The sequence below is a fragment of the Nonomuraea sp. NPDC003201 genome (assembly GCF_053590415.1).
Genome location: NZ_JBSFTC010000572.1, coordinates 1 through 3,820, shown reverse-complemented (window position 1 = coordinate 3,820; position 3,820 = coordinate 1). Strand labels below are relative to the sequence as shown.

At 73.6% G+C, this 3,820-nt stretch carries 4 protein-coding genes; 3 read left to right on the top strand and 1 reads right to left on the bottom strand.

Going from position 1 to position 3,820, the window contains the following annotated elements:
- Nucleotides 1-446: ankyrin repeat domain-containing protein (locus ACWDX9_RS60890; RefSeq protein ID WP_449973045.1), on the top strand; the 446-nt coding region annotated here is incomplete at its 5' end.
- Here ACWDX9_RS60890 and ACWDX9_RS60885 read toward each other — a convergent pair.
- Entirely contained in the window at nucleotides 433-1,158 is a 726-nt protein-coding gene (locus tag ACWDX9_RS60885; protein ID WP_449973044.1) for an alpha/beta fold hydrolase, read from the bottom strand. The genes ACWDX9_RS60890 and ACWDX9_RS60885 overlap by 14 nt on opposite strands.
- 104 nt (nucleotides 1,159-1,262) lie before the next feature.
- On the opposite strand from ACWDX9_RS60885, the gene ACWDX9_RS60880 reads away from it, so the two are divergent.
- Nucleotides 1,263-2,162, top strand: coding sequence for a helix-turn-helix domain-containing protein (locus ACWDX9_RS60880; protein ID WP_449973043.1), 900 nt, complete (start codon nucleotides 1,263-1,265; stop codon nucleotides 2,160-2,162).
- A 27-nt stretch (nucleotides 2,163-2,189) separates the two neighbouring features.
- A partial coding sequence (locus ACWDX9_RS60875) for a PP2C family protein-serine/threonine phosphatase (protein ID WP_449973042.1) occupies nucleotides 2,190-3,820 on the top strand: 1,631 nt, incomplete at its 3' end.

Here is a 3,820-nt window from a genome sequence, read left to right as displayed (position 1 = left end):
GCGAGTCGGCACGCCTGCCCGCCGCGCCGCCGCCGGCTCCCGGCAACCCGGCGGACACCGGGGACTACGGCTGGGCGCTGGGCCAGTTCGCCCTGCTGGGCCGTACCGACGTGGTGCGGGCCCTGCTGGACGCCGGCATGGCGGTGGACACGCGCGGCTGGAGCAACTTCACGCCGATCGACCAGGCCGCCATGCACGGCCGCACGGCGACCGTGCGGCTGCTCATCGAGCGCGGCGCCGATCTGGACGACCGCGCCTTCGACGACGAGGGCCCGACCCCGCTGGACTGCGCGCTGTGGGGGCTGCGCCACAACCGCGCGGAGGACGGCGACTACCTCGGCACCGTGCAGGCCCTCCTGGAGGCGGGCGCCCCCACCCGCCTGGACCCGCCCACGGGCGACCCGGCCATCGACTCCCTCTTTCTCAACAGGATCAGCCGAGCTTGAGCAGTAGTTCGGCGAGCTCGGCCGGCATGGTGATCATGCAGTCGTGGCCGGTCTCCAGTTCCCACACCTGTGCCGGGGCGCCGTTGGGCTGCGTCTCGGGGACGGGCCGGCGGGTGATGCCGTCCGGCTTGCCGACGGTGCAGTGGATGTGGGTCCGCGGGATCGCGTTCACGGCCGGGTTGTCCAGCCGGACCGGTTGCCGCAGGGTGCGCACCGGCTGATCCGACAGCATCGTGCGCAGCCAGGCGGCGTCCGCGGGGTCGGTGACCCCGAACAGCCCCGCGGGCGGCGGCAGCTCGGGCAGCGGCGGAACCCGCCAGCCGCCGCCGGACTGCGCGGCGCGGTCGATCAGGGCCCGGGTCATGGGTTGGACGTCGGCCGCGCTCTCGCCGTCCTCCGGGACCATCGCGTCGAGGTAGACCAGCCGCGCGATCCGATCCGGGACCTGGTTGGCGGCGGACGAGATGACCAGCCCCGCGTAGCTGTGTCCCACGAGTATCACCTCGGTGAGGTCCTCCTCGAGGATCAGCCCGACGATGTCGCCGACGTGCGTGTCCAGCCCGACCTCGGGGCTGAGCAGATGCGCCTTGTCGCCGTGGCCGGTCAGCGACGGCGCGGCCACCCGGTGTCCGGCCGACTCCAGCAACGGGACGACCCGCTCCCAGCACTGCCCGCTGTGCCAGGCGCCGTGTACCAGCAAATATGTTGTCATGGTCCGCCAGGCTGCCGACCAGGCCCGGACGGAGCCAGAGCCCCCGCGATCCTGGGGGTGACAGGACCAGGCAGGCAGGCGGTCGCGCGGATTACAGTGCGGAGATGAGCGAATCGAACCTGCTGGGTGATTACGTGCGCGCGCGCCGCGAGCTCGTCACTCCCGAACAGGTCGGTATCCCCGTTTCGGGGGTGCGGCGTGTGCCGGGCCTGCGCCGGGAAGAGGTCGCGATGCTCGCCGGCATCAGCGCCGACTACTACCTGCGCCTGGAGCAGGGCCGCGACCGCAACCCCTCCGCGCAGGTCCTCGAGGCCCTCGCCCGCGTGCTGCGACTCGACGACGACGCGACGGCGTACCTGCTGCGCCTCGGCTCCGGCCAACCCCGGCGGCGCCGGCGGCGGCCCAGGAAGGAGACCGTCCCTCCGGGCGTCGCCCGGCTCGTCGCCATGCTGCCGCTGCCCGCGTACGTCGAGGGCCGCTACTTCGACGTCCTCGCCGCCAACGCGCTGGCGACCGCTCTGTCGCCGCGCCTCGTGGCGGGCGCCAACCGCCTGCGGGACCTGTTCCTCGACCCCGCCGAGCAGGCGCTCTACCCGGACTGGGAGAACGCCGCCGCGGGCATGGTCGCCGGCTTCCGTGAGTCCGTCGGCACCGACACGGACGACCCCCGATGCATCGAGCTCGTCGGCGAGCTCTCCCTCGCCAGCCCCCGCTTCAGCCGGCTCTGGGCCCGGCACGACGTGGAGGCGTGCGAAGGCGCGGCCAAGCACATCGACCACCCGCAGGTCGGTGGCCTGCGGCTGAACCGGGAGCGGCTGGGCGTCGGCGGCGCTCCAGGCCAGACGCTCGTCGTCTACCACCCGGACCCCGGCAGTGACGACGCCGACAAACTCGTCCTTCTCGCCTCGGCCACCCCCATACGAACGGGGCGAGCAATCGATTCCCCTGAAGATCCGCTCGCCGCGCGCGGGGTGAAAGATACTGCAAAGAACCATATGAGGTGACGAATCCCACGGCCCCCAGCACGTAGAGTGACGATTCTGGAGAGGGGTCTGGGGCGAGGCACGATCGGGATGGTGTGGGACGACGCGCCGTACCCGATGCTGACGGTCGACAGCGCCGGCATCATCGAGCGGGCGAACGAGGCGGCCCGGCTGCTTCTCGCCGGCGCGGCCGTCGGCGTGCCGCTGGCGCGGGTGGCCCCGGCCTGGCTGTCGCAGGCCCATCGTGAGGTCTGCGCCGGGCGCCGTGTCGATCAGCGGGTCGATCAGCGGGCCGATCAGCGGGCCGATCAGCGGGCCGATCAGCGGGCGCGCGGGCCGGTGGGCGGGCCGGTGTTCGAGGCGCATCCGGTGCACGCCGGGCGCGATCGGGTCACGTGGTGGCTGGTCGACGTGGACGATCACCAGCGGGCCGTCGAGGAACTGCGCGCCGAGCGGGAGTGGACCGCGTTCATGGTGGAGGCGTCCGTCGAGCTGCTGTCGTCGCTGAACATGGAGCGTTGCCTGGAGGCGACCGCGCGCCTGGCCGCCCGGCGGCTCGCCGACGCCGCGCTGGTCGTCATGCCGCTGGCCCCGCGCCAGTACACGATCGCCTACTGCGATCCGGAGGGCGAGGTGTCCCGCGAGCGCGCGTCCGTCGATCCCCGTACGCTCCCGGGGCTCGCGGAGGCGCTGCAGGGCTTCCCTCCGGCGCCCGTCCGGTGGGTCGAGCCGGCCGAGGCGCCCGGCTGGGTGCTGCGCGACCGGGGCGGCGAGGTGGGCTCCGTGGCGGTGACCGCGCTGCCGGGCCATGGCCTGGCCGCGGGCGCGCTGGTGCTGCTGCGCCGTACCCCTCAGGCCGGTTTCTCGGACGCCGAGGAGGTGTTCGCGCCGCTGTTCACCGCGTGGGCCGGTGCGGCGATCTCGGTCGCGCGGCTGTACGCCGAGCAGGCGGCCATCGCCGAGACCCTGATGGCCGAGCTGCTGCCGCCCACGGCGCCGCCGCTCGAGGGCGTGGAGCTGGCGGCCCGCTACCGGCCCGCGGGCGACAGCGAACGCGTCGGCGGCGACTTCTACGACGTGCATCCCGTCGGCGGCTCCGGCCGGGAGTCGCTGGTGGTGCTCGGCGACGTGTCCGGCAAGGGCCTGGAGGCCGCCGTGCTCACCGGCAGGATCCGCAACATCCTGCGCGCCCTGGTGCCGCTGGCCGACGACCACCATCGGGTGCTCGAACTGCTGAACGGCGCGCTGCTCACCCACGGGGATCCGACGAGCTTCGTCACGCTCGTCCTGGCCTCGATCTCGCGTCGCGCGAACCAGGTCGTGGTGCGGCTGACCAGCGCCGGGCATCCGCCGCCGCTGATCCTGCGCAACGACGGCCGCGTGGAGCCGGTCCACGCCGCCGGCACGCTGATCGGCCTGGTGGAGCCCATCACCAGCGTCACCGAGCCGGTGCTGCTGGAGCCCGGCGAGACGTGCCTGCTCTACAGCGACGGCATCGTCGAGGCCAGGGGCGGCCCGCTCGGCGACGAGTTCTTCGGCGAGGAGCGGCTGTGCGAGCAGCTCCGGCAGTGCGCCGGCATGCCCCCCGAAGCCCTGGCCGACCGCGTCCAGATGCTGGCCTGCCAGTGGGTCGGCGCCGGCGAGCACGACGACATGGCGGTCGTCGCCATCACCGCGCC

Bases quoted from the DNA above. Each gene is read 5' to 3' on its own strand.
- ACWDX9_RS60885 (WP_449973044.1), bottom strand. From the start codon at position 1,158: ATGACAACATATTTGCTGGTACACGGCGCCTGGCACAGCGGGCAGTGC.
- ACWDX9_RS60880 (WP_449973043.1), top strand. From the start codon at position 1,263: ATGAGCGAATCGAACCTGCTGGGTGATTACGTGCGCGCGCGCCGCGAG.